At 68.7% G+C, this 1596-nt stretch carries 2 protein-coding genes; both read left to right on the top strand.

The window, feature by feature from the left end; all coding sequences use genetic code 11:
• Nucleotides 1–373, top strand: a 373-nt coding sequence (locus DBR34_RS17990; RefSeq protein WP_146186879.1) for a GNAT family N-acetyltransferase, incomplete at its 5' end; no start/stop codon positions are given.
• Nucleotides 370–1314, top strand: a complete 945-nt coding sequence (gene epmA, locus DBR34_RS17985) for an EF-P lysine aminoacylase EpmA (RefSeq protein WP_128097796.1) — start codon at nucleotides 370–372, stop codon at nucleotides 1312–1314. The genes DBR34_RS17990 and epmA, both read left to right, overlap by 4 nt.
• The last annotated feature ends 282 nt before the right edge of the window (nucleotides 1315–1596 follow it).

Here is a 1596-nt window from a genome sequence, read left to right as displayed (position 1 = left end):
GGTCCGCATCGCGCTGGCCGCGCTGCTGGAAGACCCGCGCAACGGCGAAGTGCTGCTGTGGCTGGACGAGGCGGGCAGCGTGGTGGGCTATGCGGCGCTGGCAATGGGCTTCAGCCTGGAGCAGGGCGGTCATTTCGCCCTGCTCGACGAGTTGTACCTGCGTCATTCTGCCCGTGGCCGCGGGCGCGGCAAGCAGGCGCTGGCCATCCTGGAACAGCGCGCCAATGCGCGCGGGGTGGCGCGCATGCGACTGGAAGTGAACCACCACAATGAACTGGCACGGCGGCTGTACCTGGCCACCGGCTACGTCGACGACACCCGCGACCTGCTCACCCTGCCACTCGCGCAGCGGCTGAAGGACGCGCGCGCATGATCGCCGCGCTGCGCCAGCGCGCCGCGCTGAACGCGTTGATCCGGGCGTTCTTCGCCGCGCGCGATGTGCTGGAAGTGGAAACGCCGATCCTGTCGGCGGCCGGCAACACCGAGCCGAACATCGACAGCTTCCACACCCGCTTCAGTGGCCACGTTGACGCCGGCAGTGCGCAACGCTGGTTGCGCACCTCGCCCGAGTACCCGCTCAAGCGCCTGCTCGCCGCCGGCGTGGGCGACTGCTACGAACTTGGCCGGGTGTTCCGCAACGGCGAAGCCGGTGGCCGCCACAACCCCGAGTTCACCATGCTGGAGTGGTACCGGGTGGGCTGGGACCACCACCGCCTGATCGAGGAAACCGTTGCGCTGGTCCGCGCCGCACTCGGGCTGGTGCAGCGCACCGCCGATCTGCGCGTGGTCGACTACCGCAGCCTGTACCAGCAGCACCTGGGCGTGGACCCGTTCGACGCGCCGCTGGCGCAGCTGCAGGCGCCGTTGGCGTCGGTCCGCATCGACGCCGAGGGCCTCACCCGCGACGACTGGCTGGACCTGCTGATGACCCATTGCATCCAGCCCACGTTCGATGACGACCGCATGACCGTCGTGCACGACTGGCCGGCCAGCCAGGCCGCGCTGGCGCGTATCCGCCCGGGCACGCCGCCGCTGGCCGAACGGTTCGAGCTGTACCTGGGCGCGGTGGAACTGGCCAACGGGTACCACGAGCTGAACGACGCCGCTGAACAACGTGCGCGCTTCATCCGCGACCACGCGGTACGTGCGGCGCGCGGCGACGTGCTGCCGCCGCTGGATGAGCCGTTGCTGCAGGCCCTGCCAAGTCTGCCCGACTGCGCCGGTGTTGCGGTCGGGGTGGACCGCCTGCTGATGGCGATGAACCGCACCACGCGGATTGCCGATGTATTGGCGATCGATTTCGCCCACGCGTAACGCGCACAGTGCGCGTGATTGTCGCGTGTACGTCTTGCGCGACCTGCACGATGATGCTCTGATCACAGCGCATGCCCGATGGTAGGCGCGTGATCGTTCAGTTGCGGCGGGGAATGGGTTGATGAAGCTGTGGGAAGTTGCCGAACTGCCGTCATGGAGCGCGCCGCGCTGGACGTGGACGTGGTGGACACTGGTGTTGTGGACCGGCGTGCTGCCTGCCACGGCGATGGCCGATCCGACCGGGTATGAAGCGCAGGTGGTGCGCTGCCAGTCGCGCGACAT

The sequence above is a fragment of the Stenotrophomonas sp. HMWF003 genome (assembly GCF_003061285.1).
Classification (GTDB): Bacteria; Pseudomonadota; Gammaproteobacteria; order Xanthomonadales; family Xanthomonadaceae; genus Stenotrophomonas; species Stenotrophomonas maltophilia_AP.
The sequence above is the reverse complement of the archived record's forward strand: the minus strand, read 5'-3'. Positions and strand labels throughout refer to the sequence as shown.

Excerpts from the sequence above, each read along its gene's own strand:
- epmA (WP_128097796.1), top strand. The coding sequence starts at position 370 with ATGATCGCCGCGCTGCGCCAGCGCGCCGCGCTGAACGCGTTGATCCGG.